This is a genomic window from Hymenobacter cheonanensis (assembly GCF_030581075.1).
Taxonomy (GTDB): domain Bacteria; phylum Bacteroidota; class Bacteroidia; order Cytophagales; family Hymenobacteraceae; genus Hymenobacter.
The window spans coordinates 216,533-243,234 of sequence record NZ_JAUQSW010000004.1 but is presented as its reverse complement, the minus strand read 5'-3'; the positions used below and the strand labels follow the sequence as shown (position 1 = coordinate 243,234).

Sequence of the window (26,702 nt, the reverse complement as noted above, 5' to 3'; positions counted from 1 at the left end):
GGGCTGGCACGGCCCTTGCCCCCACCCGCCCCCGGCCTGCGTACCTTAGCCTAGCGGAAACTGGCTGCCACTCTGGCAGCCGGCTTGTGCTATTCCGCGCCGGCCGGCTTTTTCTGCTTTGCCCATGCCCTTTGATTTGTCTGGCCCCGGCCGCCTGCTGGCCGTTGGCCCTGATTCTCCTTCTGAAGCCATTGCCATTATGGCCGCCGACCCCGACCACCTGCTCCCCGCCGCCGATGCGCCCGCCGTGCTGGCCCTGCTGCCGGTGCGCAACACCGTGCTCTTTCCGGGCGTGGTGCTGCCCGTGACGGTGACGCGCAAAAAGAGCATCCGGCTGGTGCGCAAGCTGGCCGCTAAAAACGAGAAGCTCGTGGGCGTGGTGGCCCAGCGCCACCCCGACGCCGACGAGCCCAGCACCGACGACCTGCACCCCGTGGGCACCCTGGCCCGCATTCTCAAAGTCATCGACCAGCCCGACGATACCGTCACCATCATCCTGCAGGGGCAGGTGCGCTTTTACGTGGGCGAGCAGCTGACGTACTCGCCGCAGCTCACGGCCAGGGTCACGTACTTCGACGAGCGGGCGCTCGATGCCGAAATAGACGGCGAAATGGTGCTGCTGCAAAGCCTGCGCGAGGCCGCTGGCAAGGTGCTGGAGCTGACGCCCGAAATCCCGATGGAGGCGCGCACCATGCTCGACGGTATTCAGTCGCCGGCCTTTCTCATTCATTTTCTCTCCTCCAACGTGCAGCTGGAACTGCCCGCCAAGCAGCTGCTGCTGGAGCTGGCCGACCCCGAGGCCCAGGGCCGCCAGCTGCTCGAAGCCTTGCTGCGCCAGATTGAGCTGCTGGAAATTAAGAACGACATTCGCACCAAGGTGCACACTGGCATCGACGCCGAGCAGCGCGAGTATTTCCTGCGCAAGCAGCTCAAAACCCTGCAAGACGAGCTGGGCCAGGGCGAAGGCAGCGCCGAGGGCGATGTAGCCGCCCTGCGGCAGCGGGCGCTGGGCAAAAAGTGGAGCGAAGCCACGGCCAAGCACTTCGACAAGGAGCTGGCCAAGCTGGGGCGCATCAACCAGATGTCGCCCGACTACCCGGTGACGTTCAGCTATTTGGAGTTTTTGCTCGACCTGCCCTGGGGCGAAACGACCAAGGACAAGTTCAACCTCAAAACGACCAAGAAAATCCTCGATGCCGACCACTTCGGCCTCGAAAAAGTAAAGGAGCGCATCCTCGAATACTTAGCCGTGCTCAAGCTGAAGCAAGACCTCAAGGCGCCGATTTTGTGCCTCTACGGCCCGCCCGGCGTGGGCAAAACTTCGCTGGGCCGCAGCATTGCCACGGCGCTGGGCCGCAAATACGTGCGCCTGAGCCTGGGCGGCGTGCGCGACGAGGCCGAGATTCGGGGCCACCGCAAAACCTACGTGGGCGCCATGCCCGGCCGCATTATCTCGCAGATAAAGAAGGCGGGCGTGAGCAACCCGGTGATTATTCTGGACGAGATTGATAAGGTGAGCAGCGACTTTCGCGGCGACCCTAGCTCCGCCTTGCTGGAAGTGCTGGACCCCGAGCAGAACTCGACCTTCACCGACAACTACCTGGAGGTGGAGTACGACCTGAGCAAGGTGCTGTTCATCGCCACTGCCAACTCGCTCGATACCATTCAGCCGGCCCTGCGCGACCGCATGGAGATTATCGACCTTACCGGCTACACGCAGGAGGAGAAGGTGCAGATTGCCCGCAAGCACCTCTGGCCCAAGCAGCTGCGCGAGCACGGCCTGGGCGAGACGGAAGTTAAAATCACGGACGCCGCGCTGCACCGCGTGGCCGACGACTACACCCGCGAGAGCGGCGTGCGCAGCCTGGAGCGCCAGCTGGCCGCCCTCACCCGCAACCTGGCCCGCCGCAAGGCCGGCAAGGAGCCACTGCCCGCGCAAATTGACCCTAGCGACGTGCAGAAAATCCTGGGTATGCCGCGCTTCGAGCGCGACAAGGACCAGGACCACGACACGGCCGGCGTGGTAACGGGCCTGGCCTGGACGAGTGTGGGCGGCGATATCCTGTTCGTGGAGAGCCTCCTGAGCCGGGGCCGGGGCAAGCTCACGCTCTCGGGCCAGCTCGGCGATGTGATGAAGGAATCGGCCATTACGGCCCTCTCCTACCTGCGCTCGCGGGCCGATGAGCTGGGCATTGACTACCGCCTGTTTGAGCAGTACGACCTGCATATTCACTTTCCCGAGGGCGGCATTCCGAAAGATGGACCGAGCGCGGGCATCGCCATTTTTACGAGCATTGCCTCGGCCTACACCCAGCGCAAGATTCGGCCGAAGATGGCCATGACCGGCGAGATAACCCTGCGCGGCCGGGTACTGCCGGTGGGCGGCATCAAGGAAAAGCTGCTGGCCGCCCGCCGCGCCGGCATCGACCTCATTATTTTGTCGCCTAAAAACCGCAAGGACGTGGAGGAAATCCCGGCCGAGTACCTCAAGGGCGTGCGCATTCACTACGCCGAGCGCGTGGATGACGTGCTGGCCGAGGCCCTGCTGCCCGAGCTGGTGGCCCGGCCCCAAAGCCTGCCCGTGCGCGATGAGGCGCCCGCGCCCGCCGGCCCCAGCGTGGAGGTGCAGTAGCAGGCCAAAACAGCCTTTCGCCCGGGGCCAGCCGGAAAGCCGTTTTTTGGCTGGCCTCAGGCGAAAGCTGGTCCCGCGCTCGTTACCTTGTTTATATGAAGCAACTCCTACCGTTTCTTTTAGCGCTGCCGCTTGCTGCGCAGGCTCAGATTGGCGGGCGCGCGGCGTTTCCGTTTCTCACGTTGCCGCCCTCGGCGCAGGTGGCCGCGCTAGGGGGCATGACGGCCTCAGCGCGCAGCGCCGACCCTACGCAGTTTTTTGCCAGCCCGGCGCTGCTCAATGCCGATATGGACCACGCGGCGGCCGTGAGCTACGTCAGTTACGTGAGCGACATTAAGCAGAGCACGGCGGCATATGCGTTTACTACCGAAAAGCGCGGGCGCTTCGGGCTGGGCCTCACCTACCTCAGCTACGGCAGTTTGGAGAGCTACGATGCGGCTGGTAATTCGCTAGGCACCTTTTCGGTGAATGAGTACGCCCTGACGGGGGCCGACTCGTACACGAAGGGTAAGTTTACCTTTGGCTTGGCGGCCAAGCTGGCCGTGTCGGGCATTGCTGGCAACCGCGCCGTGGGGCTGGCTGCCGATGCGGGCGTGCTCTACAAGCCCAGCGCGCAGGATTTTACGGTGGGCCTGGTAGTGAAGAACGCCGGCTACATGCTGAAACCCTACACCGCCAGCGCCCGCGAGCCGCTGCCGCTCGATGTGCAGCTCGGCACCACCGTGAAGCCCGAGCACATGCCGCTGCGCTTCACCTTCACGGCCCACCACCTGCACCAGTGGAATATCCAGTACCTCGACCCCAATGCCCGCGGCACCCTCGACGCCAACAACGTGGAAGTGAAGCCCAGCTTTAATTGGGGCGATAACCTGGCCCGGCACTTTACGGCCGCCGCCGAGCTGCTGCTGGGCAAGGGCCTGAGCCTGCGCGCCGGCTACAACCACTTGCAGGCCCGCGAGCTGCGCCTCGACAACGTGGGCGGCGGCGCGGGCTTCAGCTTTGGGGCTATGGTTCGCATCTCGCAGTTTCAGCTCGATTACACGTATGCCACCCTGCAGGCCGCCGGCAGCAGCAACTATTTTACCCTGAGCCGCCGGTTTGGGGCGGCTCCTTCCTCCTTGGCGCACTAATTATTTTGCCCAGCGTTGCGCGGGGATAAAACGCCGGGTTCCGCCGGGTTGTTCTACCCCCACTGTGCGGCCCTGCGTTTTACCCCCGCGGCACCCTGCGCATCTTTTTTCTTTATGTTAGATACCTCTTTCCTGACCCCGGCCCAGATTGTGGCCGAGCTTGACAAATACATCATTGGCCAGCACGAGGCTAAGCGCCACGTGGCCATTGCGTTGCGTAACCGCTGGCGCCGCCTGCACGCCCCGGCCGACATGCAAAAGGAGATTGTGCCCAATAATATCCTCATGATTGGGGCCACGGGCGTGGGCAAAACCGAGATTGCCCGCCGCCTCGCCATCCTGGCCGATGCCCCTTTTGTAAAAGTGGAGGCTAGCAAATTCACCGAAGTCGGCTACGTGGGCCGCGACGTGGAAAGCATGGTGCGCGACCTGGCCGAGCAGGCCGTGAGCCGCCTGCGCCAGCGCCGCCAGGAGGCCGTGAAAGCCCAGGCCGCCCAGGCTGTGGAAGACATTATTCTGGATGCCCTCATTCCACCCCTGAAGGCGCCGGCCAGCGGCAGCGGAGGCAGCCTGGGCTTCGGCAGCAGCGGCGAAAGCATTGCCGCCGACGCCGTGCCGGGCTCCGACCAGGAGCTGAACGAGCGCACCCGCGAGCGCTTCCGCCAGAAAATCCGCAACGGCGAGCTTGAGGACCGCCGCATCGAGATAAATGTGGCCCAAGGCAGCCCTAGCGTGGGTATTATGGGCGCGCCGGGCATGATGGACGAAGCCACCATGTCGGGCCTGCAGGATATGCTGGGCAACATGCTGCCCAAGAAATCGCGCAAGCGCAAGGTGTCGGTAGCTGAGGCCCGCAAGCTGCTGCTGGACGAAGAAGCCGCCAAGCTCGTGGACATGGACGAGGTGAAGGAAGAAGCCATCCGGCAGGCCGAAAACTCAGGCATCATCTTCATCGACGAAATTGACAAAGTAGCGACCAGCGGCAGCGGCAAAAGCGGCGGTGGCCCCGACGTGAGCCGCCAGGGCGTGCAGCGCGACCTGCTGCCCATTGTGGAGGGCTCGGCCGTGAACACCAAGTACGGCATCGTGAACACCGACCACATTCTGTTCATCGCCGCCGGCGCTTTCCATGTTAGCAAGCCTAGCGACCTCATTCCGGAGCTGCAGGGCCGCTTTCCCATCCGCGTCGAGCTGCAAAGCCTGACCAAAGACGACTTCTACCGCATTCTGAAAGACCCCAAAAACGCGCTCACCAAGCAGTACCAGGCCCTGCTGACGGCCGAAGACGTGCACCTGGAGTTTGAGGATGAGGCCCTGCTTAAGCTGGCCGAAATCGCGTTCGAGGTCAATTCGGAGGTCGAAAATATCGGGGCCCGGCGCCTGCACACCGTGATGAGCCGCCTGCTGAACGAGCTGCTCTTCGACGTGCCCGATAAGCTGGGCGCCGGCACGCAGCTCACCATCACGCCCCAGCTGGTAGAAGAGCGCCTGCGCGACATGGTAAAGAACCGCGATATGAGCCAGTACATTCTCTGAGGCCCTGGCCTTCTGCCCCAAGCAAAAAGCAGCCCCGGCCAAGTTGGCCGGGGCTGCTTTTTGCTTGGGGCAGAAGGCCAGCTAGTAACCCGTATTCTGCGCCAGTACACCTTTCGAGTTCAGGATTTCCTGGGTTGGAATAGGCCACAGGTTGCGGAACGTCTGCGTGTACGTCGGCAGCGCCGCCTGCACGGTATTGGTGCGGCGCAGGTCAAACCAGTAAAGGCCTTCGTGCGCCAGCTCTAGCCGGCGCTGCAGCAGAATTTCCGTGAGTAAGGCTGCCTGGGTGGTGGCAGTGGTAGCCGCCAGGCCCGCCTTAGCCCGAATGAGATTCACCTGCGTAATGGCCGTTGGCAGGTCGTTGGTTTGGGCGGCGGCCTCGGCGATGGTCAAAACTACCTCCGAATAGCGAATCACGTTTACCGGGTCGTCATTCGTAGAAATTCGATAATACTTGCGGGTAGTGCCAGCCGGGTACACCGATGTAGCATTAGCCGAAGTCACTACGTTGATGGGCAGGCGCAGGTCGCCAGTGGGGTGGGCAGCAGCCAGCTCGTTGGATGGGTCCAGCTCGTTGCGACCACCCAGCGCGCTAGGGAACCAGAAGAAAGCCAGTTGGTTGGCATCCGTTACGGAGAACGTCAGCTGGAAGAGGTTATCAGCCGTCGTATTAATATTCCCCGTTACCTGCTTGGCGAAGGTCAGCGCATCGGTGTAATTGCGCATGCGCAGCTCGAAGCGCGCCCGCAGGGCTAGGGCCGAGTTTTTGGTGATGCCCGTGGTAGCAGTAGAAGCCAGGTTGGCCACCGCGTAGTCCAGGTCAGCCCGGATAGCCGTCACTACGTCGGCCTCGCTGGCGCGCACTACCGGCTGGGTATCTGCCCCAACGGCCAGGGTGGGCAGCAGGCGCAGGGGCACCCCCACCCCACCGCTGTAGCCGTAGCCTTGGGTAGAGCCGCCCCAGTAGCCTAGCAGGTTCATGTAGTGCAGGGCCCGCAGGGCCCGCGCCTCCCCGATGGCCGAGGCCGTGTTGTAGGCCGGGTCACTGATTTTGGCTACGCTCTGGATGAAGTAATTGGTGCGGTTGATGGCGTCGTACACCGCAATCCATACGCTGCGGGTATCCGTGTTATCGGGCAGAATCTGGTTTTGGTAAATCTGCGCGAAGGTCGGGAAGGTACCCGTATGCCGGATATTACCCGAGATAAGGTCGGCAAACGTTTCGTAGCGCAGGCCATAGTAGTTGGCGCTTTGCAGGGCATCGTAGCAGCCGCGCAAGCCCGCAACCGCATCTTGGCGGGTGGTGAAGCCCGTGCTGGCATCCAGGCTGTTCTGGGGAGTTTGGTCCAGAATTTTTTCGCAAGCGCCCAGCCCCAGGCCCAGTGCAAGCAGGAGCGCCGAGCGGCTGGCCACTTGGCGAAGAGAGGTAGATAGTAAAGAAGTCATTGATTGCAAGTAATTAGAAGCCCAGGGTTACACCAGCCGTAAGCGTGCGCGACTGCGGATAGGTGAGGAAGTCGGTACCCGGCGCCGCGTTGGCAGCCTGGTTCGTCCCGCTGAAGGTGTTTACCTCTGGGTCGAAGCCCGAGTACTTGGTGAACGTCACCAGGTTCTGAGCTTGCACATAGATGCGCGCCGTCGAAATGTGCGCCTTCTGGGTCAGGGCCTGGGGCAGGGTGTACCCTAGCGTTACCAATTTGAAGCGGCCATACGAGCCATCCTCGATAAAGCGGTCCGATACCCGGCGGTTGCTGCTCGGGTCACCATATACCGCCCGCGGAATGTTGGTATTGGTGTTAGTGGTCGTCCAGCGGTTGAGCACGGCAGCATCCTGGCCGAATACGCCGTTCATACCCTGGGCAAACGCGATATTGTTGTTGTATATCTGGTTACCCACATTGTACTGAAACAAAACCGTGAAGTCAACACCCATGAAACGAATGGTGTTCGTGATGCCACCGTAGTACTTGGGTTGCGCGCTACCGATGATTTCCTGGTCATCGGCCGTGATGCGACCATCCCCGTTCAGGTCGCGGAAGCGCACATCGCCGGGGGCGGTAGTCGTGTTCTGATAGATAGTACCGGCACCGTTTTTGGCAGCGGCGTTGGCATTGGCGGCAGCAATTTCGTCCTGCGTCTGGAAAATACCATCCATCCGGTAGCCGTAGAAGGCCCCTAGCGGCTGGCCAACCTGGATGCGGCTAGCAAAGCCCGCCGCAATGGGGTTGTTCTCAGGCGCTACCAGCTGCGTGATTTTATTGCGGTTGAGCGTCCAGTTGAAATTGGTTTCCCAGTTGAAGCCCCGGGGGTCTTCGCTACGCATGTTGATAGTAGTCAGGGCCAGCTCGATGCCTTTATTCTCCATCGAGCCGATGTTGCTCTGGAAGGACAGGAAGCCGGTATCGCTGGGCAGGGGCTGGTTCAGGAGCAGGTCCGAAGTCTTGCGGATGTAAACATCACCCGACAGGTACAGGCGGTTTTGCAGGAAGCCCACATCCAGGCCTACGTTGTAGCCTTCGGTGCGCTCCCAGCGCAGGTCAGGGTTAGCCAACTGCGATACAATCAGGCCACCCAGGCCCAAGTAGTTATAGCCAGGGCTGATGAGACCACGTGATGCGAAGTTGGGAATAAAGCTGTTGCCGGTCTGGCCGTAGCTAGCCCGCAGCTTCAGTTCGCTCACGGCCGTCTGGTCTTGCATAAAGCGCTCCTGCGCAATGCGCCAACCCGCCGAAACAGCGGGAAAATATCCGTAGCGGTTATTGGTACCAAAGCGCGAAGAACCATCGCGGCGCACGCTCGCGTCGAGCAGGTAGCGGTCTTTGAAGTTGTACGTCACCTTAGCCAGCGTACCGAAGAAGTTCCAGGACGTAGCCGTCGACGTAGCTTCTACTTTGGTGGCACCGGCCGACAGCTGGCGGATGGCATTGCTCGGGAAGCCAGTAGCCTGCTCAAACGAGTCGTGGTAGTTATCCTGCTGGTATTCAGCCACGAGCAGCGCCGATACCGTGTGCGCCTCGTTGAAGGTGTGGCTGTAGTTCAGCGAGCTGATGTGGTTGAAGTTGATATCCGTCGAGTTGGCTTCCGTGGCCTGGCCATTCACACCAGCCCCGGTGTTGGTGGTGGTGGGCAAGAAGCGCTGGTCATTCAGGGTCAGGTAGTCGAGACCGAATGTAGCACGATACTTCAAGTTCTTAATTAACTCAAATTCTGCATAATAAGAGCCAATCAGGCGGTCGCTCACGCTACGGATGTAGGGCTCGGTGCCCGCTACTACGGGGTTTTCGGTCGAGCCGCCAGGGTCCTTGGCATACGTGCCATCGGGGCGGTACACCGGAATATCACTCGCCACTAGTACTGCGGCGCTCAGTACCCCGTTGATATTGTTGTCGTTGTTGATGCGAATGTTCGTGCCACGGCTCAGGCCAATGCTGGTACCCATGCGCACTTTGTCGCTCAGGTTGTTGTCGAGGCTCAGGCGCGCGCTAGCCCGCTTGTAGCCCGACCCAATGATGGTGCCCTGCTGGTCGAAATAGTTCGTGGAAACGCGGAAACGGGTACGGTCCGTGCCCCCGGTAAACGTCAAGCCATAGTTGCTGATGGGCGCCGTCCGGAAAATCTCGTTTGCCCAGTTAGTGGAAGGAGACGTTGAGGGGTCTTGAAAAAACCGCAGGTCGCGCACCCCCGTATTGTCGTCGATTACCGACGTAACGCCACCAGTCGTAGACGTACGTGGGTTCGAGAATGTGTAAGCTGCCAGGTCGGCATAGCTGCGCCAGTTGGTACCAAAGGCCGTAATATTACCGGCGGCAGAAACCGGGTAGCGGTTCTGTACCTCGTCCAGAAACAGCTGTACCTGCTGCGGACCCGTGAGGGCCTTCGGCAGTTTCCACGCCTTCTGGATGCCGGTGTAGTAATCGAGCGAAACCTGCGTTTTGCCCGCACGGCCACGCTTGGTGGTGATAAGCACTACCCCGTTGGTAGCCCGCGAGCCGTAGATGGCAGCGGCGGAAGCTTCTTTCAGTACTTCAATTGAAGCAATATCATTGGGGTTCAGGTCCGACAGCGCATTCGTCTGCTGGTTGCCCACCCCTAGCTGCGAGTAGCTACCCGTATTAATCGGCAGCCCGTCAACCACGTACAGCGGCTCGTTGCTGGCGGAGATGGACCCCGGGCCACGCACCCGCACCGCTACGCCAGACCCCGGGGTACCCGAGTTTTGGGTAACCTGCACACCGGCTGCCCGGCCCTGCAAGGCTTGGTCGGCACCAATTACTGGCTGATTTTGAAACTCAGAGCCCTTCACCGATACTACCCCACCCGTGATATCACGGCGCTCCTGCTGCTGGCCGTAGCCGGTTACTACTACCTCAGTAAGCTGCTTGCTATCAGTTGCCAGCGAAGCCTCTACCGTAGTGCGGTTGCCTAGCGCTATCTCCTGGGTGAGCATGCCTACCGAGCTGATGGTAAGCGTACCCCCTGTTTCGGGCACGGCTAGCGAGAAGCGACCATCTGCGGCGGTAGACACGCCCGTAGTGGTACCCTTCAGCAACACAGTTGCTCCGGGCAGGCCTTCCCCGGTTTTTTGGTCTATGACCCGCCCCGATATGGTGCGCGTTTGCGCGAGCACCACTTGGAACAAGGTGAGCATGAGCATCAGGCTCATCAGTAAACTTCTTTTCATGTACTGTTTGGTAATAAGGGTGTAATTAAAAGGTAACTGGAAAGCGAAGCCCCTAAAGTAGGAGCAAAAATGTACATCACCTGAATTTTTAGCGGAATTTTTTTCATTAATAGAGTAAAATGTATGAATAAAAAGGCCCCCAACCTACTAGGTTGGGGGCCTTTAAAAAGCGGTTAAGCAACCGGGCTAGCAGAACCTAGTAACCAGGATTCTGCTGAGCGGCCAGCACAGGGTTAGTCTGCGTCTCGGTGCTGGGGATGGGCCACAGAAACAGCGGGTTAGAGTACGGAATAGCCGGTACCGTTTGCCCGGTAGCCGGGGTGCCGCAGGAGTACTTGGAGCCCAGGGCTACTGCACTGGTAAACTTGGCCGGGATACCACCGCCGGTTATCGGCGCGAAGGTGGGCTCTACCGAGAGGCGGGCGATGTCGCCCCACCGGAAACCTTCACCAATGAACTCAACCCGACGCTCGTTCAGGATGGCCTGCGTGAGCGCAGTGCCGGTGAGCGAGCCAGCGGCGTATTGGTCGGCGGCCGTTGTTACCGAGCGGTTACGCACGGCGTTGAGCAGCGTGAGGGCCAGGGTGCTGTTGCCGGTGCGCGACAGGGCTTCGGCCTGGTTCAAGAGCACTTCGGCGTACCGGATGATGGGCGCGAAGTCCGAAGAAGTCGTGGCATCAAGGTACTTCTTGATAACGTAGGCCGTGGTACGGCTGCCGCCATCCTGCTGCATCATTACCGTGCGGCGCAGGTCGCCGCAGGTGAAGAAAGAGGCGTTGTACAGGTTCGGGCTAACCGCCAGGAGGGCCCGGCCATTGATACCAACCGACGGCGCGGCCGATGAGCCATAGGCATTGGCCAGCGCACCGTTTACCCCGGGGTTATCCACTGCGTTGTTCTCAATCGAGAAAATGTTTTCACTGGTAACCCCGGCACCGATGAAAGCCGCCCGCTGCGTAGCAGCCAACTGATAGTTGCCAATGGGGCTAACAAGCGTAGTGGTATTGATGAGCTTATTGCCTTCCGTAATGGCCGCAGCCCAGTTGCCCTGGTAGAGGCGGATGCGTTGCTTCAGCGCGATGGCCGCGCCTTTGGTAGCCCGCGTTACCGACCCCGAGGCACCAAAACCCGAGCGGGTAGCAGGCAGGTTGGCTTCGGCAAAATCCAGGTCAGCGAGCATAGCCGTGTAGTCATCGGCTACTGTGCCCCGGCCCTGCTTGGCACTTTCGGTGATGTTGGTTTGCGTGTTGTTGGCTAGGGTCCGGTAAGGCACCCCCGGGTTGCTGCCACTCCCATCCACGTAAGGGCGCGAGAAGTTGATGACCAACTCCAGGTGCGACAAAGCACGCAGGAAGCGGAGTTCGCCTTCATACACCAGCTCGTCGCTGGCGGAAATTACCCCGCCAGTAGCGGCCGTTTTGATACCGTCGATGGTAATGTTGGCCTTGTTAATGAGGGCGTAGCAGTTGGCCCACATATACACGATGTTGGGGCTGGACGCCGTGTACTGGTTGTTGTAAACCACGCCGAAGAAGCCGGCCTCATCCACCAGGTCTTCACCACGCACATCGCCCTGCTCGTTGGCAGCGGCGCCAAACGGATAGCCGCGGGCGCCACCCACGTTACCGTTGTAGAAGCCCGATTGCGCGGCATCATATACGCCGGTCACGGCCAGGGCCACGCGCGAGGGGTCGTTGTATACGGCCGCATCGGAGAGGGCATCAAGGGGCTGCAGGTCCGTTACGTTGCAGGCACCCAACCCCAGGGTAAGGGTAAAAGCTGCCGCTAGGACCCGTTGACGGCTGGCGGCTATAAAAGTCACAATATTTTTCATTAGAATCAACTAAATCAAGGTTAGAAAGCTACGTTCAGACCACCCGTGAATACCCGCTGCTGCGGGTTGCTGTTGTAGTCGATGCCAGCAGCGTTGTTCGATACTGTGTTGCCGCTGGTAGAGGTGCTGTTAACCTCGGGGTCAACCCCACGATAGTTCGTGAACGTGTACAGGTTCTGTACCTGGGCATATACCCGAACGCGGCTCAAGCCAATGACACTGACAACGTTGGTAGGCAGCGTATACCCGAGGGTAATGTTCTGAATCCGCACAAAGTTTCCGCTCTCTACAAAACGCGACGAGGCGCTGCTCGTGTTGTTGCTGAAGTCCGTGCTGTTGTAAAACAAGCGGGGCGTGCTGGTTACGTCGCCCGGCTTCTGCCAGCGGTCCAGAATCTCGGAGCCGTTGTTTACAAACGTCTGCTGCAGCAATTGCTGACGCGTAACGTTCATGATTTGGTTGCCAAAGTTGTAGCGCAGGAACACGTCCAGGTCAAAGCCCTTAAACGTGAATGTGTTGTCGAAGCCGCCGAACAGTTTCGGGTTGGTACGGCCCAGAATGATTTTATCAGCCGTGGTCAGGGACGAAGTAGTGGTCAGAGCCGTCGGGTTGGCCGGGTCGTATACGTAGTAGCGCGAGGTGGCCAGGTTGCCCTGGATGATGGTGCCATCAATCTTTTTGTAGAGCGGGTTACCGTTGGCGGAGTTTACTCCCTGGTAATCATAGCCCCACAGCGAACCGATAGACTGGCCTACTTGCGTAACGTTGTAGTTACCGCCCAGGTACTGGGCGTAGATGGGAGCCCCACCCTCGCCAAGCGAAGTTACCTGGTTGGTGTTGGTCGAGAAGTTGATGTTGGTCGACCACGTGAAGTTATCGTTGCGGATGTTCTGCGTCGTCAGGTTCAACTCCAGGCCTTTATTGTACATCGTGCCCGCGTTAGCGTTGTAGGAGTTGTTGGGAACACCCAGGCTAGGAGGAGTAGGTACGGCCAGAATCAAGCCATCGATGTTGTTGCGATAGTAGTCGGCGCTGAACGTGATGCGACCGCCGTAGAAACCCAGGTCGATGCCATAGTCTTCCTTCTTCGAGGTTTCCCACTGTAGCAGCGGGTTGCCTACGTTGCTGTAGCTGATACCAGCCTGCGACGCGTACTGAGCCGCGCTGTAGATGCCAGCGGCGGGATAGTAGGACGGGGGCAGGTTACCCACGCGGGCATACGAAGCACGCAGTTTGAAGTCTGTCCACACGCTAGCTATGCTGGCGTTCTTGAAGAACTCCTCCTGCGATACACGCCAGCCCACCGAGCCACCCGGGAACCAACCGCGGTTGTGCCCAACACCCAGGCCCGACACGGCATCCGAACGCAGCGTAGCGCTCAGCAGGTAGCGATCTTTGAAAGCGTAGTTGAGACGCCCGAAGTACGACTGCAGGCCTTGCTGCACAAAGTCACCACCACTGTACTGGTTGGTTACTGTGCCGCTGATGATGTTGTTCTGGCCCAGGGCGCGGTCCGAAAGGCCCGTGCCTTGTGCGTAGTAAGTGTTGGAATTGGTCTTCTGGTATTCTACCCCTGCTACTGCGTTAATCTTATGATTTTCGGCAATAATGTTGTTGTAGGTAGCCGTGTTTATCCAGTTCCAGCGAATATTGGGGCTGAAGTTTTGCAGCACCAGACCGTTGAGGCCCCGGCCGTCGCCAGCGCGCGGGTCCCAGTACTGGAAGTCGTCCTCAAGCTGCGTATCCGTGCTGAGCTGCGTGCGCAGGCGGAAGTTTTTCAGGGGCTCTACCTCCGCGTAGGTGTTGGCCAGAATGCGGTAGCTGGTAGAGCGGTAGATGTTGTTCTCGAGTGAGAACAGGATGTTGGGGTAGTTGAAGTTGATGGGTATCGCATTATTACCCTGGCCCAGAATACCGGCCGAGTTCAGGTAAGGCGTACCATCGGGGTTACGCGCCGGCACGTTCGGGAACAGCAGCAGGGAGGCAGCTACGTTGCCCGACAGAGCGTTGCCGCCCGTGTTCAAACCAATCGTTTGCGAACGGGTGAGGCCGGCGTTCATCCCAATGCGCAGCCAGCTTTTCACTTCGCTGTCGATGTTGGCGCGGAAAGTAAAGCGCTGCAGGGTGTTCGGCTTAATTACCCCGCTCTGGTCGGTGAAGCCGGCCGAAAAGAAATAATTAGTCTTATCGGTAGCGCCCGACACCGTCAGCGCGTGGTTTTGCTGGAAGCCCGTGCGGAAAACCTGGTCCTGCCAGTCGGTTGACACGCGGTTGCCGCTAGCATCCGTGTACGACTCGGCAATGCGGCCAGTGTTACCCTGGTTAGCGTATTTTTCGTTGCTGATAGTTACGAAGTCATCCGCATCCAGCAGCTTGTAGCGCTTCAGGGTTTGGGCAACGCCCATGTACGTATCGTACGTAACGGTTGCTTTGCCTTTCTTACCATGCTTAGTGGTGATAAGAATAACGCCGTTGGCCGCGCGCGAACCGTAGATAGCGGTAGCCGAGCCGTCCTTCAATACTTCGTATGACTCGATATCGTTGGGGTTGATGTCGGCCAGGCCGCTAGAGCCGTTGGTGTCGATGCCACTGAGCTGACCCGTAAAAATCGGCTGGCCATCTACTACTATCAGTGGCGAGCTGCTGCCGCTGATGGAGTTGGTGCCGCGGATAAGAATGCGCGGCTGCTGCCCCAGCAGGCCGCTGGGCGTTTGCACCTGCACACCGGCTGCACGGCCGGCCAGCTGCTGCGCGAAGCTCGGCGAAGCCAGGTTAGAAACCGTTTCGCCTTGTACCGTAGCGATAGAGCCCGTCAGGTCGCGGCGCTCCTGGGTGCCGTAGCCGGTCACGACTACTTCGCTCAGCTGCTTGGTATCGGTGGCTAGGCCAATGGCAAACTCCGACTGCGTGCCGATAGCCCGCTCCTGCGTTACATAGTTAACCGAGCTAAATACCAGCGTGCCGCCCGTAGCCGGTACGCTAAGGCTGAATGCCCCATCGGAGTTCGTGGAGACACCATTCGTAGTTCCCTTAAGCAGCACCGTTACCCCGGGCAAGCCTTCGCCTGACTTTTGGTCGGTTACCCGGCCCGACACAGTCCGCGTCTGCGCCAGTACCGCTTGAAATAGCGTGAACATGAGTATAAAACTCATGAGTAGGGTTTTTTTCATTGAAAAAATGAGAAGGTAAAAAAGATAGGTAAAGCCGCCAGACGCCGATGGCACGGATTAGTTGAAGCCGCAAGGTAATCCAGCGCCGCTAGAAATTATGCAACTGGCGGTGCATCCCGGGGGCATTTTTATAACTTAATCAAAAGTTAACCTGCAGAGGCCGGCTCTCTGTGCAGGTGGTGTGAATCATTCCGGACGCGAGTTTTCACTCGTTGGCCATGCCCTGCTACCCCCTCCACAATTGTCTGGCTGCGGCTTACTCGCGATAAGTCAACTCTTTAAATAATACCCTTCACTGCTCACCATCCAGAACTGGGCAATATTTCCAAAAATTAGCAAAAAATTAATAACTTGGCCGCAGATTCGCCTCATTCCGTTGCGTGAGCAAGTCTATTTTCACTTTTCCCAAACCACATAGTATGAAGCAATTTTCTCTACTAATGGTCTTGCTACTCAGTTGTCTGTGGCACCAGGCATTTGCGCAGGACCGAACTATTTCAGGCCGGGTTACAGACCGCACTAGTGGGCAAGGGCTACCCGGCGTAACGGTGCTTGCGAAGGGCACTACTACTGGCACCTCCACCAACGCCGATGGCGCCTACTCACTGAGCGTGCCGGCTAACGCTACCCGCCTCACCTTCAGCTTTATCGGATATGTATCGCAGGAGCGTGCTATCGAGGGCTCTACCGTTGATGTGGCCCTGGCCACCGACGTGAAGCAGCTTGATGAGGTAGTGGTCAACGGCTTGGCCTCTACTGTAAAGCGCTCCAACCTGGCTAACTCAGTTGCTACCGTATCAGCGCAGGAGCTGACTGGCAGCACCCGGCCTTCGACGGTAGATGCGGCCCTGAATGGCAAAGTAGCTGGGGCAAACATCAACATGACCAGTGGGGCGCCCGGCGGGGGTGTCAGCATCCAGCTGCGCGGCATCTCTACTATCTCGGGGGCTAGCCAGCCACTATATGTTATCGATGGCGTGTACGCCATCAGTGCCGAAGTAGGCAATGGCGCTGGCGCGGCGGCCTTTACAGGTGCATCTTCGGCTGCCGGCACTACCAACCAGGACAACGGCACGAACCGCATTTCAGAACTCAATCCTAACGATATTGAGTCAATTGAGATACTCAAAGGCCCTAGTGCTGCCGCTATCTATGGCACGCGCGCAAGTGCTGGTGTTATTCTAATCAAAACCAAGCGTGGCGTAGCTGGCCAAACCCGTGTGAGCCTGTCGCAGGACATTGGTTTTGCTCAGCCTTGGCATTTGCTCGGCACAGAAGGCTGGACGCCTGCCAAGATTGACCAGTTTTACTCAGGCGCTGATGCTACCGCGGAGAAAGCTAAGCTAGCGGCGGCGCAGGCTAGCGGCAAGATTTATGACTATGAGAAGGAGATTTTTGACCACAATGCTTTCACCCGTAGCACGGGGGTCAGCGTATCGGGTGGCACGGACCGTACACGCTTCTTCGTTTCGGGCAACACCACGCGCGAAGATGGTATTGTAGCAAATACCAACTTTCAGCGCAATTCCATCCGGGCCAACGTGGACCAGAAAATAGGTAAGCTGATTGACTTAAGCCTGAATTCAGGCTATAGCAATTCGACTAACCGCCGGGGCTTTTTCGGAAATGATAACAACGGGGTAGCAATTGCTTACAACCTGTTCCAGATTCCTAACTACGCCGAGCTGCACCAAGATGCCCAGGGTATCTTTCCCTCGGCGGCGCCGTACTCTAATGACAACCCCCTGGCTATCATCTCCCGGGCCGTTAACCAGGAGCGTACCGACCGGGTGACGGAGGCTTCTACTGCTACGCTGCACATTCTGGAAAAGGAAAATTCTTCGCTGCGCCTGGCAGCACAGGGCGGCATTGACTTCTCAAACAGCAACGCTCTGCTCGCCTTGCCAGCCGATTTGCAGTCCCAGCTCAGCCAAAACTTTCCGGGCGTGGCCCGGGTGGCCAAAACTCAGTTTTTCAACTACAACCTGCAAAGCTTCCTGATTTATGACTGGAAACTTGGTCAGAACATCAGCCTGACTTCGCAAGTAGGGGCGGTTCGCCTTAACCTCACGGCGAATCAGACCTATCAGCAAGGCCAAAACCTCGCTCCTGGTCCGCTATTGCCAAACCGGGGCACGATTATCACGCAGAATACTTTCCTCTCGGACCAAACTGACGTTGGCTACATCGCTCAGCAGGAGGTAAACTATAATGACCGGATTATTGCTACCGGCGGCATTCGCTTTGATAAGTCGAGCCGCAACGGCGACCCTTCAAAACTCTACGCTTTCCCCAAGGCCTCACTGGCCATCAACTTGACCAAATTTGACTTCTGGACGGCTGAAGCAGTTAACCAAATCAAGCTGCGGGCTGCCTACGGCGAAACTGGTAACCCTGCCCCTTTCGGTGGCACTTTTTCGGCACTCTCGGGCATCAGCACGGGTAGCCGCGTAGGCTTGCTCCCAGCTACTACCGTGGGCAACCCAACTATCGGGCCCGAGCGCGCTACGGAGCTGGAAGCCGGTATCGACCTGGGCTTCTTCAATAACCGCATCCAGCTGGAGGCCACTGTTTATAACAAGAAGGTTATTGGGATTATCAACACGTATGCGCTGGCTCCGAGCACGGGCGTTACGTCTATCTCCTCTTACCCGGTTGGCGACCTGCGCAACCGTGGTCTGGAAATTGGGTTGACCCTGAACCCGGTGCGCTCGACCAACTTCAGCTGGACCTCGAACAACCAATTCTGGCTCAACCGCTCGGAAGTAACGCGCATCATCGTACCGGCATTCGTTTCGAGCAGCAGCTTTGGCGCCAGCTATGGCACTACCTACTTCGCCCTTGGTGAATCCCCTTCCCGCTGGTATGGCACTCCCCGCAATGCCGTTGACAACCCGAACACCCCTAGCAATCTGACGCGCTACGGCGATGCTCAGCCTACCTTCCAGTTCTCGTCGCTCAACAGCTTTACCATTGCTAAAAACTTCGAAGTATCGTTTTTGCTGCACTGGAAGAAGGATGGCTACATCAGCAACCTGACCCTCACTCAAACCGACGCGTTTGGTACCAGCTACGATTATTCGCAGAACAGCGGCCAGGTTACGGCTAACGGCACGCCTATCACCTTCGGTGCTTACCGCAATGCCCAAGGTGCTGTATCAGCAGCTCAGTTCATCGAAAATGCCGGGTATGTGCGCCTGCGCGAGGCCTCTATCTACTACACACTGCCTGCCAGCATTCGGGAGGGGGCTTTCAAGAACTACGTCAAAAACGTGCGTATTGGTGTATCGGGTAGCAACCTGATTACTTGGACGAACTATCGTGGCTACGACCCCGAAGTATCGAACTTTGGCCAGACTGCAACCGGCGCGCAAGTAGATGTGTTGAGCTACCCAGGGGTGCGAAAGTACTTCCTGCGTATCAGCGCTGATTTCTAATCTTTTACTTCTCACTTGTGTATGCAAACTATTTTTAATAATCAGCGTCGCAACACCGTACTTGCCGGTACCGTTGCGCTGCTGCTGGTAGGCGCTGGGTGCAGTCCCACTACCATTGACCCGGTTACCGACCCTAACAACGCCAGCCTGGAGAGCGTAACTGCCAATGCCACTCCCACGCAGATTAGCGCGCTCGGGGTAGCGCTGGAAGCCTCTTTGCGCTTGGGCCACGCCAACAACGGCGCCAATAACATGGTCATTGGCTCGCTAGGCCGCGAGGTGTCGGTACTTGCCAAAAGCGAGTCGCGTTGGGTAGGCGAAATCTATGGCACCAAAGGTTCCTACGACGATAACGCTTTTTACAGTGTTGGCGCTTACAATGGCTTTGCCCGCGTGGTGCGGTCAGCCAAAGTATTCTTGGCCTCTGTTAATGGCACCAACAGCATTACGGATGCACAGAAGAAAGCTGCTGCCGGCTTCAGCCACACCTACGAAGCGTTGGGCAAGCTGCATGAGCTTGACTTGATGGGCGATATCGGCATTCGGGTAGACCTGGACAATATCTTGAAGCCCGGGCCTTTTGTGAAGCCTGCTGATGCCCTAACCAATATCCGCCAGCTGCTTGACCAGGCCGCGACGGAGCTAGCCGCTGGCGGAAGCAGCTTTCCCTTCCCGCTTTCCAGCGGCTACAGTGGGTTCGACACGCCCGCCACTTTCTTGAAGGTAAACCGGGCGCTGGCAGCCCGTGTGGCTCTTTACCAAGGTGATAACGCCGGCGCCCTTGCTGCCCTGGCACAGTCATTCTATAGCCAAACGGCTAGCTTGACGCTCGGGCCGAAAATCACGTTTAACCCTTCCATTGCCAACGACGTCAGCAACCCCTACTACCAAGCGCTGCCTACCTCCTCAACTGGTTCTAACCCAGCCACACTGGTGGTAGCAACGGACAACTTCGTGTCGGAAGCCGAAGCCGGTGACCTGCGCCTGGCCAAGGCCCCGGCGCACGTAGGCCCCGGCCAAACGGTTGGTACTATACCGGCCGACTTTGATGCTAAGCTGTTTACTTCGCCGACGTCGAGCCTCGATATCATTCGCAATGAAGAACTCATTCTGATATCGGCAGAAGCCAAGGCTAAGTCAAACGACCTAGCCGGCGCAGTAGCCGACATCAATGTGATTCGGACAAGAGCCGGCGGCCTGGCTGCCCGTACGGCAGCTTCGTTTACGCAAGCTTCCGATTACATCGATGAAATTCTGAAGCAGCGCCGCTATTCGCTGTTTTACGAAGGCCACCGCCTTGTTGACCTGCGTCGCTTGGGTCGCTATGCGCCCACGGTTTCGTCTGGCCAGACATTGATGTACAGCTCAGGTGCTGCGCCGGCCAGCGTGGGTGGCACCTACAAGCTGATTCCCAATCTGGACAAGCCTTCTGCCGAAAAGCAGTGGGATGCTGCTAACCCGTAGCCAAGCGCGGTTACGAGCACTAAAAAACCCCCGCATCTGCCTGATGCGGGGGTTTTTTTATATCCTGAATCCAAAGCAAAGCTTGCTAGCCTAGTTCTGCATCAGGTAGCCTTTGATATACTCGTCCAAATCCCCATCCAGCACGTTTTGCACGTCGGTGCGCTCAATGCCGGTGCGCAGGTCTTTGATGAGCTTGTAAGGGTGCAGCACGTAGTTGCGAATCTGGGAGCCGAAGTCGATGCGCTTTTTAGTGGCCTCAACCTTGTCGCGCTCCAGGTTGCGCTTGTCCATCTCCTGCTGGTAGAGGCGCGACTTGAGCATGCGCAGGGCGTGCTCTTTATTCATGAGCTGCGAGCGCTCAATCTGCACCGCGATGATGATACCGCTGGGGGCGTGCGTGAGGCGCACGGCCGTTTCGACCTTGTTCACGTTCTGGCCGCCCGCGCCGCCGGCCCGGAAGGTATCCCAGGAAATGTCGGCGGGGTTGATTTCGATGTTAATCGTGTCATCGACCACCGGGTAGGCAAAAACGGAGGCAAACGACGTGTGCCGCCGCCCGCTGCTGTCGAAGGGCGACATGCGCACGAGCCGGTGCACGCCAATCTCGCTTTTGAGGTAGCCGTAGGCGAAGGGCCCGTCAATCTCCAGCGAGGCCGACTTGATACCGGCGCCCTCGCCGGGCTGGTAGCTTAGCTGCTTCACGGTGAAGCCCTTGCTCTCGCCCCACATGATGTACATGCGCATGAGCATCTCGGCCCAGTCCTGGCTTTCGGTGCCGCCGGCGCCGGGGTTGATGTCGATGATGGCGGCTAGCTGGTCTTCCTCATCGGAGAGCATCCGCTTGAACTCCAGCGCCTCAACCTTGGCCTGGGTGGCATCGTACTCGGCCTGCATTTCGGCCTCGCTGGCCTCGCCCTCGCGGTAAAAGTCGTAGAGCACGTCGGTGTCGGCCACGGCCTGCTGCACGGCTTCGTAGTCGTCGGTCCAGGTTTTGAGGCTCTTGATTTCCTTGAGCTTGGCCTCGGCGGCCTTCGAGTCATCCCAGAAATCGGGGGCCAGCGTCTCGGCTTCGGCTGCGGTTACCTGTTCTTTACGGGTATCGTAGTCAAAGATACCTCCTCAGAGCCTCGGCGCGGCCCCTCAAGTCCTTTATCTGGTCTTGGGTCATGTGGTGAAATGGCTAAATGAGTGGCCGGGCAAACCACCCGGCCGGGGGACAAAGGTCGGCATAAAAAAAGCCGCTCGGCAGGCGAGCAGCTTTTTTACGGCGTAGAATGGGCTAGCCCGGCAGCTTACACGGCTACCATCCAGCCGTGGGCATCGGCGGCGTGGCCGGTGCGGATGGCCTCCAGGGCCGCCCCTACCCGGCGGGCAAACGACGTATCGGTGAGCGCCGGCAGGTCATGGTCGCGGCCCTCGTAGCCCATGGTGGCAATGGGCGCGATGGTGGCGGCCGTGCCCACACCAAAGGCTTCGGTGAGGCGGCCGGCGGCCAGGCCCTCAATTATTTCGCGGCTCGACACGCGGCGCTCCTCCACGGGCACGCCCCAGGTACGGGCCAGCTCCAGCACCGAGCGGCGGGTGATGCCGTCGAGAATGGAAGTAGATAGCTCGGGCGTAATAAGCTTGCCATCAAGTACAAACATCACGTTCATGGCGCCCGACTCTTCTACGTACTGGTGCTCCGAGGCATCGGTCCAGATGAGCTGGTGGTAGCCCGCCTGCTGGGCCAGCTTGCTGGGCAGCATGGCGGCGCCGTAGTTGCCGGCATTTTTGGCGTAGCCGGCGCCTCCGGGGGCAGCGCGCACGTACTGCTGCTCGAAGCGCACCCGCACCGGCTTGGTGAAGAAGGCCGATACCGGGCAGGTGATGATGCCGAAGTGGTAGGTTTCGGACGGCCGCACCCCTAGCGCGCCGTCGGTGGCAAACATGAAGGGCCGGATGTAGAGCGAGCTACCAGCAATATTAGGCACCCAGGCGGCGTCGAGCTTCACCAACTCGCGTAGGCCCTGCATAAAGATATCTTCCGGGATGGTAGGCATGGCCATGCGCTCGGCCGAGGCATTGAGGCGGCGCCAGTTGTCGAGGGGCCGAAACAGGGCCACGCTGCCGTCGGCCTGGCGGTAGGCCTTCATACCTTCAAAAATAGCCTGGCCGTAGTGGATGGCCGAGTTAGCGGGGCTGATGGCCAGCGGGCCGTAGGGCACGATGCGCGGCTGCTGCCACTCGCCGCCCGTAAATTCCACACTCAGCATGTGGTCGGCGAAGAGCTTGCCAAACTCCATGTTGGCGGGGTCCAGCTCGGTGAGGCGGGAGGCGGTAGTGGGCTGTACGTCGATAGCGAGCGTGTCAAGCATAAGTAGGCGAGGTTAAAACCAAAAAACGGTAGGCTAGCCAGGCTAGCGGCACCAGAATGGGTGGGAAGGATACAAAGAGGGACAAACGAGCCGGCCGAATGTTGCAGCGCCGCGCTGGCCAGTGGCTAGCCCCGGCAACTTAGACGCGTGGCTTCCAGGTTACTTCGGCCACGCCCAGGTCGTGGGCCATGGCGCGGCTGAGCACGAATAGGTAGTCGGACAGGCGGTTGAGGTACATCACCACCAAATCTTCAACCGGCGATTCTTCGCGCAGGTGAATGACGAGGCGCTCGGCGCGGCGGCACACGCAGCGGGCCACGTGCCCAAACGACACGGCCGGGTGCCCGCCGGGCAGCACAAACTCGCGCAGCGGGGCTAGCACCTCGTTCATTTGGTCCATCTCGGTTTCGAGCAGGGCTACGTCGGCGGCGTGCAGGTCCGGAATTCGCTGGCGCACATCCTTATCCGGGTCAGTGGCCAGGTGCGAGCCGATGGTGAAGAGGCGGTCCTGGATTTCCTTCAAAATCTCGCGGCGCGGGGCGTTCACCTCCTGGTCGCGCAGCAGGCCGATGTACGAGTTCAGCTCATCCACAGTGCCGTAACTATCGATGCGCAGGCTCGACTTGGGCACCCGCGTGCCGCCAATGAGCGAGGTCAGGCCGGTGTCGCCGGTTTTGGTGTATATCTTCATGGACCTCAGAATTAACAGATTTAACGGATGCGCCCGCTGCGCGGGCAGGCTAGCTGAGCTGCGGCCAGGGCCGCTACGCGGGGCTGCTTTGGGGTAGCGCTAAGCGCTTAGCGAGCTGACGGCCGGCTGCGAGATGTTGTGGTTTACGTCGTCGGTTTCGATGAGGCCATCGCGCAGGCGCACAATGCGGTGCGCATAGTGGGCAATGTCTTCCTCGTGCGTCACCATAATAATGGTGTTGCCCTTGGCATAAAGCGCCTCGAAGAGAGCCATGATTTCATAGCTGGTTTTCGAGTCGAGGGCGCCGGTGGGCTCGTCGGCCAGCAGCACGCTAGGGGTGTTAACGAGCGCGCGGGCAATGGCCACGCGCTGGCGCTGGCCGCCCGAAAGCTCGTTGGGGCGGTGGCCGGCGCGGTCAGCCAGGCCCACCGAGCGCAGGGCTTCGAGGGCGCGCTCGGTGCGCTCGCGTTTGCCCAGGCCGGCGTAGATGAGCGGCAGGGCCACGTTTTCGAGCGAGGTAGAGCGCGGCAGCAGGTTGAAAGTCTGGAAAACAAAGCCGATTTCCTTGTTGCGCACCTCGGCCAGCTGGTTGTCGCTCATGCGGCTCACGTCCTGGCCATTGAGGATATACTGGCCCTGGCTAGGCGTATCGAGGCAGCCCACAATGTTCATGAGCGTACTCTTACCCGAGCCCGACGGGCCCATAAATGCCACGTACTCCCCGCGCTTGATGTCGATGCTCACCGAGCGCAGGGCGTGAATGTGCTCCGTCCCCATCACGTATTCTTTGGCGATGTCGGTGGTCTGAATGACGTAAGGCGTTGGGCTGGCAGGAGTCATAAGAAAAGGCAAAAATCAGCGGGCAGGAACGGGCGGCTGGTCAAAAGCAGCCCCGGCGGCGGCGTGCGCCGCCCGGCGCACCGCAAATTGCGCCAGCAAGTTAGCGTAAGCAGCCGGGCTCAGGCGCGGGCGCAGCTGCGCGAGCGCCGACTGGCCTAGCTCAGCCAGCCCCGCGTCGGCGGCGGCCAGGGCGTAGGCTTGCAGCAGCGGCAGCGAGGCGGGGTTTTCGGCCAGCCCTTTGTTGAGGGCATCGTAAGCATCGGTGTAGGCTTTTTGCTGCGAAAAGTAGCGGGCGGCCGCCAGCACGGCTGTTTCGTTGAAGGGCGCTTCGGCCACTAGCCGTTGATAGAGCCTGCCAGCCTGCGCCGCCGGGCCGGCGGCCTCGGCCTGCCGGGCAGCGGCCAGCTCGGCGCTGCCGCTAAGCCTGGTACCTGGCCCCCGAGCCAGCAAAGCCGGCTCCCGCAGCGCCTGCCCCAACCGCGCCGCCGCACGCCCTTGGGTCGAATCGCGGGCTAGCCGCCGGTAGGCTGCCTGCGCCGAATCGACCTGGCCGGCCAGGGCCAGGGCCCAGGCACGGGGCAGCTGGGCATCGGCCGCACCATGCCCGGCGGCTAGGGCCAGCTGGCTGGCCGCGGTGGCGTACTGCTGCTGCTGCAACTGCCAGAGCCCCAGCACATACTGGTAATAGCCCGCCGTGGGCGTGGTGCCCACCGTGAGCGGCGCCAGGGTCTGGCGGGCGGCCAGCTCGTCGCCGGCCGCGTGGCGCAGCAAGGCTTGCAAAAAGAGAATCTGCTCGTAGTACGGCTCGTTGGCGGCGGAGCCGGCCAGGCGGGTCAACTCGCCGGTGAGGCGGCGGCACGCGCCGGGCTGGCCAGCCCGCGCCGTTAGCAGCGCCGTGTGGTAGAGCTGGGCGAAGGCCGCGCCGTCGAGGCTAGCGGAAGTGCCGGCTGGCGCGGGCGCAGGTGCGGCCGGTGCTGGGGCTAGCAGTTGAAGCAGCTGCTTATTAGCCAGCAGGCCCGGCTCGGCAGGCGTGGCTTTCGAAGCGGCGGCTAGCTTTTGGGCGGCGGGCAAGAGGCTTTGGCTCAGCAGGAAACCTAGCTGATTGGTACGGCTTACGTAGCTGTTCGACTTCAGCCGCTCGGCTTTGTCGAGGTAAAAGGCTACCGAATCGGTGAGCGCCGAGCGGGTGAAAAGCTGGGCCATGTCGGAAGCCAGCGCGAAGCTGCCCGGCGCGGCGCGGCGGGCCTCGCGCATCACCTCCAGCGCGTCGAAGAAGTCAGCAGGCTCGGTGAGCAAGGCGTTGAGCTTAAGGCTGATTTTCTCGTCGGGCTGGCGCTTTAGGGCGCGGCGCAGGGCATTCAGCTCGTTCTGGCGCTGGTCGCGGAAGCGGTAGAGGGCCGCCCGCCCCAGCTGCGCCGTGCGGTTGAAGCGGGCTAGCACGTCGCCGCTTTCGGCGTAGTAGCGCTCGGCCAGCAAGGCTAGCGGCAGGTCGTCGGGCCGGGCCTCGCTTTGCTGGCGGGCCAGGTCGCCGAGCTGGTTGTATTGCCCGGCCTGCACCAAGTCGAGCAGCGGCCAGTTGTTGCGCAGCTCAAACAAAAACAGCCCCGCCAGCCCCAGAATGTACACGGTATAAAACGGCAGCCGGCGCGGCTCAAACACCACCCGGTGCACCGGCAGCCGCTGCCGGATGAGCGCGCCAAAATTGACCAGCACGTAGAGCAAAAAGGCCGCCCCCAGCAGCCCCAGCGCCCGCCCGCTAAAGGCCCGCGCCGCGGCCAGCAACGGCGTATTGGCCGTGGCCAGGGCGTAGCCCAGCGCCGCTGCGGCCGCCGCTACCAGCAGCCAATACAGGGGCCTGGCCGCCGCGTAGGGCAGCCAGCCACCGTAGCTGGGCGCCCGCTCGCGCAGCCCCAGCCCGGCGGTGGCGATGGCCGGCAGCAGCAGTACCAGCGGGTCGAGGTGCAGGCCGCCCCCGAGGGCCAGCACCCCGTCGTTCCAATAATAGAGCCCTAGCGCGCCCAGGTACAGCAAGCTGGCCAGCACGAAAGGCAGCAGCCCAAACCGCCCTTCGGGCCGCTCGGCCTGGGTATTAAACCACAGCAGGGCCCGGATATTCTCCACCCCTACCCACCCAATGAGCGCGGCCACCAGCCCCGCCCCGGCCGGCGTGGCGTAGGCGGCGAGGTGCAGGGCGGTTTCATCCAGCGGCAGCTTGGTGCGGGCTAGCAGCAGGGCCACCAACCCGCCCACCAGTACCAGGAAAATAGCGACCCGCCACACCACCCGCACGCTATCGCCGAAGGCTTGCAAGCCCAGCGCGGCCGCTCCTAACAAGGCGAGGGTCAGGTACAGAAAATATTGCTTGGATTCGCTGAAAATGCCCAGCGCATCGGCATTGAGCGACATTAGCAGAAATACTACCGGCACGGTGCCAGCCAGAAAGGCCGGCCGCGCCAGCATGCTTACCACCGCCAGCCACCCGGCTAGCGCCAGGGCCAGCACGCCCAGCCACAGCCCGGCCGCCAGCGGCTGGGTGTAGGGCCCGCCCACATCGTGGGTGAGCGTGGTGATGAAGCCGCTTACCGGCAGCGCCAGCCGCGCCGGGCCCACTGCCACCGAGTCGAGCACGAGGGGCACGGGCGCCAGGTGCGGCACCAGCTGCACGGGCAGCGTGGCGCTTTCGCCGGTGAAGTAGAAATACAGGGCGCCGGCCAGGGCCAGCAGCGCCAGCAAAGCGGGCAGCCCCGGCAGGCGGCGCAAAAACGAAAATTCAGGCAAGGAGCAGCGTTACTAAAAAGCAGGTTATCAGTATCAAAGAAGAAAAACGCCCGTCATGCTGAGCTTGCCGAAGCATCTTGGTCGCACCGTTGGAGTTAGTACCCCTAGCAGTTTGGGCAAGATGCTTCGGCAAGCTCAGCATGACGGACGTT

Annotated in this window: 14 protein-coding genes; 5 read left to right on the top strand and 9 right to left on the bottom strand. The window is 60.3% G+C overall.

Annotated elements, in window-relative coordinates; genetic code table 11:
- Nucleotides 1-124 precede the first annotated feature (124 nt).
- The 3 genes from lon (at nt 125) to hslU (ending at nt 5,298) form a co-directional block, all read left to right on the top strand.
- Nucleotides 125-2,632: an endopeptidase La gene (gene lon / locus Q5H89_RS09820; RefSeq protein ID WP_369810651.1), complete on the top strand. Its 2,508-nt coding sequence runs from the start codon at nt 125-127 to the stop codon at nt 2,630-2,632.
- 95 nt (nt 2,633-2,727) lie between these two features.
- Nucleotides 2,728-3,762 carry a type IX secretion system protein PorQ gene (porQ, locus tag Q5H89_RS09815; RefSeq protein WP_305019129.1) on the top strand — a complete coding sequence of 345 codons (1,035 nt, stop codon included), beginning with the start codon at nt 2,728-2,730 and terminating at the stop codon, nt 3,760-3,762.
- Nucleotides 3,763-3,876: 114 nt separating this feature from the next.
- A complete protein-coding gene (hslU, locus tag Q5H89_RS09810) occupies nt 3,877-5,298 on the top strand; it encodes an ATP-dependent protease ATPase subunit HslU (RefSeq protein WP_305019128.1) in 1,422 nt (473 codons plus the stop codon).
- A gap of 81 nt (nt 5,299-5,379) precedes the next feature.
- Here hslU and Q5H89_RS09805 read toward each other — a convergent pair whose 3' ends face one another.
- From Q5H89_RS09805 to Q5H89_RS09790, 4 genes are all read right to left on the bottom strand, one after another.
- The gene (locus Q5H89_RS09805; RefSeq protein ID WP_305019127.1) at nt 5,380-6,744 is read right to left on the bottom strand and encodes a RagB/SusD family nutrient uptake outer membrane protein; all 1,365 of its coding nucleotides are present in this window, start codon (nt 6,742-6,744) and stop codon (nt 5,380-5,382) included.
- 13 nt (nt 6,745-6,757) lie between these two features.
- On the bottom strand, nt 6,758-9,979 hold the full coding sequence (locus tag Q5H89_RS09800; RefSeq protein WP_305019126.1) for a SusC/RagA family TonB-linked outer membrane protein: 3,222 nt from the start codon (nt 9,977-9,979) through the stop codon (nt 6,758-6,760).
- A 196-nt stretch (nt 9,980-10,175) separates the two neighbouring features.
- Nucleotides 10,176-11,813, bottom strand: coding sequence for a RagB/SusD family nutrient uptake outer membrane protein (locus Q5H89_RS09795; RefSeq protein WP_305019125.1), 1,638 nt, complete (start codon nt 11,811-11,813; stop codon nt 10,176-10,178).
- A 20-nt stretch (nt 11,814-11,833) separates the two neighbouring features.
- A complete protein-coding gene (locus tag Q5H89_RS09790; protein ID WP_305019124.1) occupies nt 11,834-14,950 on the bottom strand; it encodes a SusC/RagA family TonB-linked outer membrane protein in 3,117 nt (1,038 codons plus the stop codon).
- A gap of 452 nt (nt 14,951-15,402) precedes the next feature.
- Between Q5H89_RS09790 and Q5H89_RS09785 the strand changes: the two genes are divergently transcribed.
- Both Q5H89_RS09785 and Q5H89_RS09780 read left to right on the top strand, forming a co-directional pair.
- On the top strand, nt 15,403-18,420 hold the full coding sequence (locus tag Q5H89_RS09785) for a SusC/RagA family TonB-linked outer membrane protein (protein WP_305019123.1): 3,018 nt from the start codon (nt 15,403-15,405) through the stop codon (nt 18,418-18,420).
- A gap of 21 nt (nt 18,421-18,441) precedes the next feature.
- Nucleotides 18,442-19,884 (top strand): RagB/SusD family nutrient uptake outer membrane protein, encoded by a 1,443-nt coding sequence (locus Q5H89_RS09780; protein ID WP_305019122.1) that lies wholly within the window; start codon nt 18,442-18,444, stop codon nt 19,882-19,884.
- A 90-nt stretch (nt 19,885-19,974) separates the two neighbouring features.
- Here the strand turns inward: Q5H89_RS09780 and prfB are convergent.
- The 5 genes from prfB to Q5H89_RS09755 all read right to left on the bottom strand — a co-directional run bounded on the left by prfB (nt 19,975) and on the right by Q5H89_RS09755 (nt 26,550).
- Nucleotides 19,975-21,052, bottom strand: a protein-coding gene (prfB, locus tag Q5H89_RS09775) for a peptide chain release factor 2 (protein ID WP_305019121.1) whose coding sequence is annotated in 2 segments (ribosomal slippage) — nt 19,975-20,991 and nt 20,993-21,052 — 1,077 coding nt in all. Because the reading frame shifts where the segments join, the coding sequence is not laid out codon by codon here.
- 124 nt (nt 21,053-21,176) lie between these two features.
- The gene (locus Q5H89_RS09770; protein WP_305019120.1) at nt 21,177-22,241 is read right to left on the bottom strand and encodes a branched-chain amino acid aminotransferase; all 1,065 of its coding nucleotides are present in this window, start codon (nt 22,239-22,241) and stop codon (nt 21,177-21,179) included.
- Between the two features lie 139 nt (nt 22,242-22,380).
- Entirely contained in the window at nt 22,381-22,932 is a 552-nt protein-coding gene (locus Q5H89_RS09765) for a cob(I)yrinic acid a,c-diamide adenosyltransferase (RefSeq protein WP_305019119.1), read from the bottom strand.
- Nucleotides 22,933-23,031: 99 nt separating this feature from the next.
- A complete protein-coding gene (locus tag Q5H89_RS09760; protein ID WP_305019118.1) occupies nt 23,032-23,772 on the bottom strand; it encodes an ABC transporter ATP-binding protein in 741 nt (246 codons plus the stop codon).
- 15 nt (nt 23,773-23,787) lie between these two features.
- Nucleotides 23,788-26,550 carry a hypothetical protein gene (locus Q5H89_RS09755; protein ID WP_305019117.1) on the bottom strand — a complete coding sequence of 921 codons (2,763 nt, stop codon included), beginning with the start codon at nt 26,548-26,550 and terminating at the stop codon, nt 23,788-23,790.
- Nucleotides 26,551-26,702 lie beyond the last annotated feature (152 nt).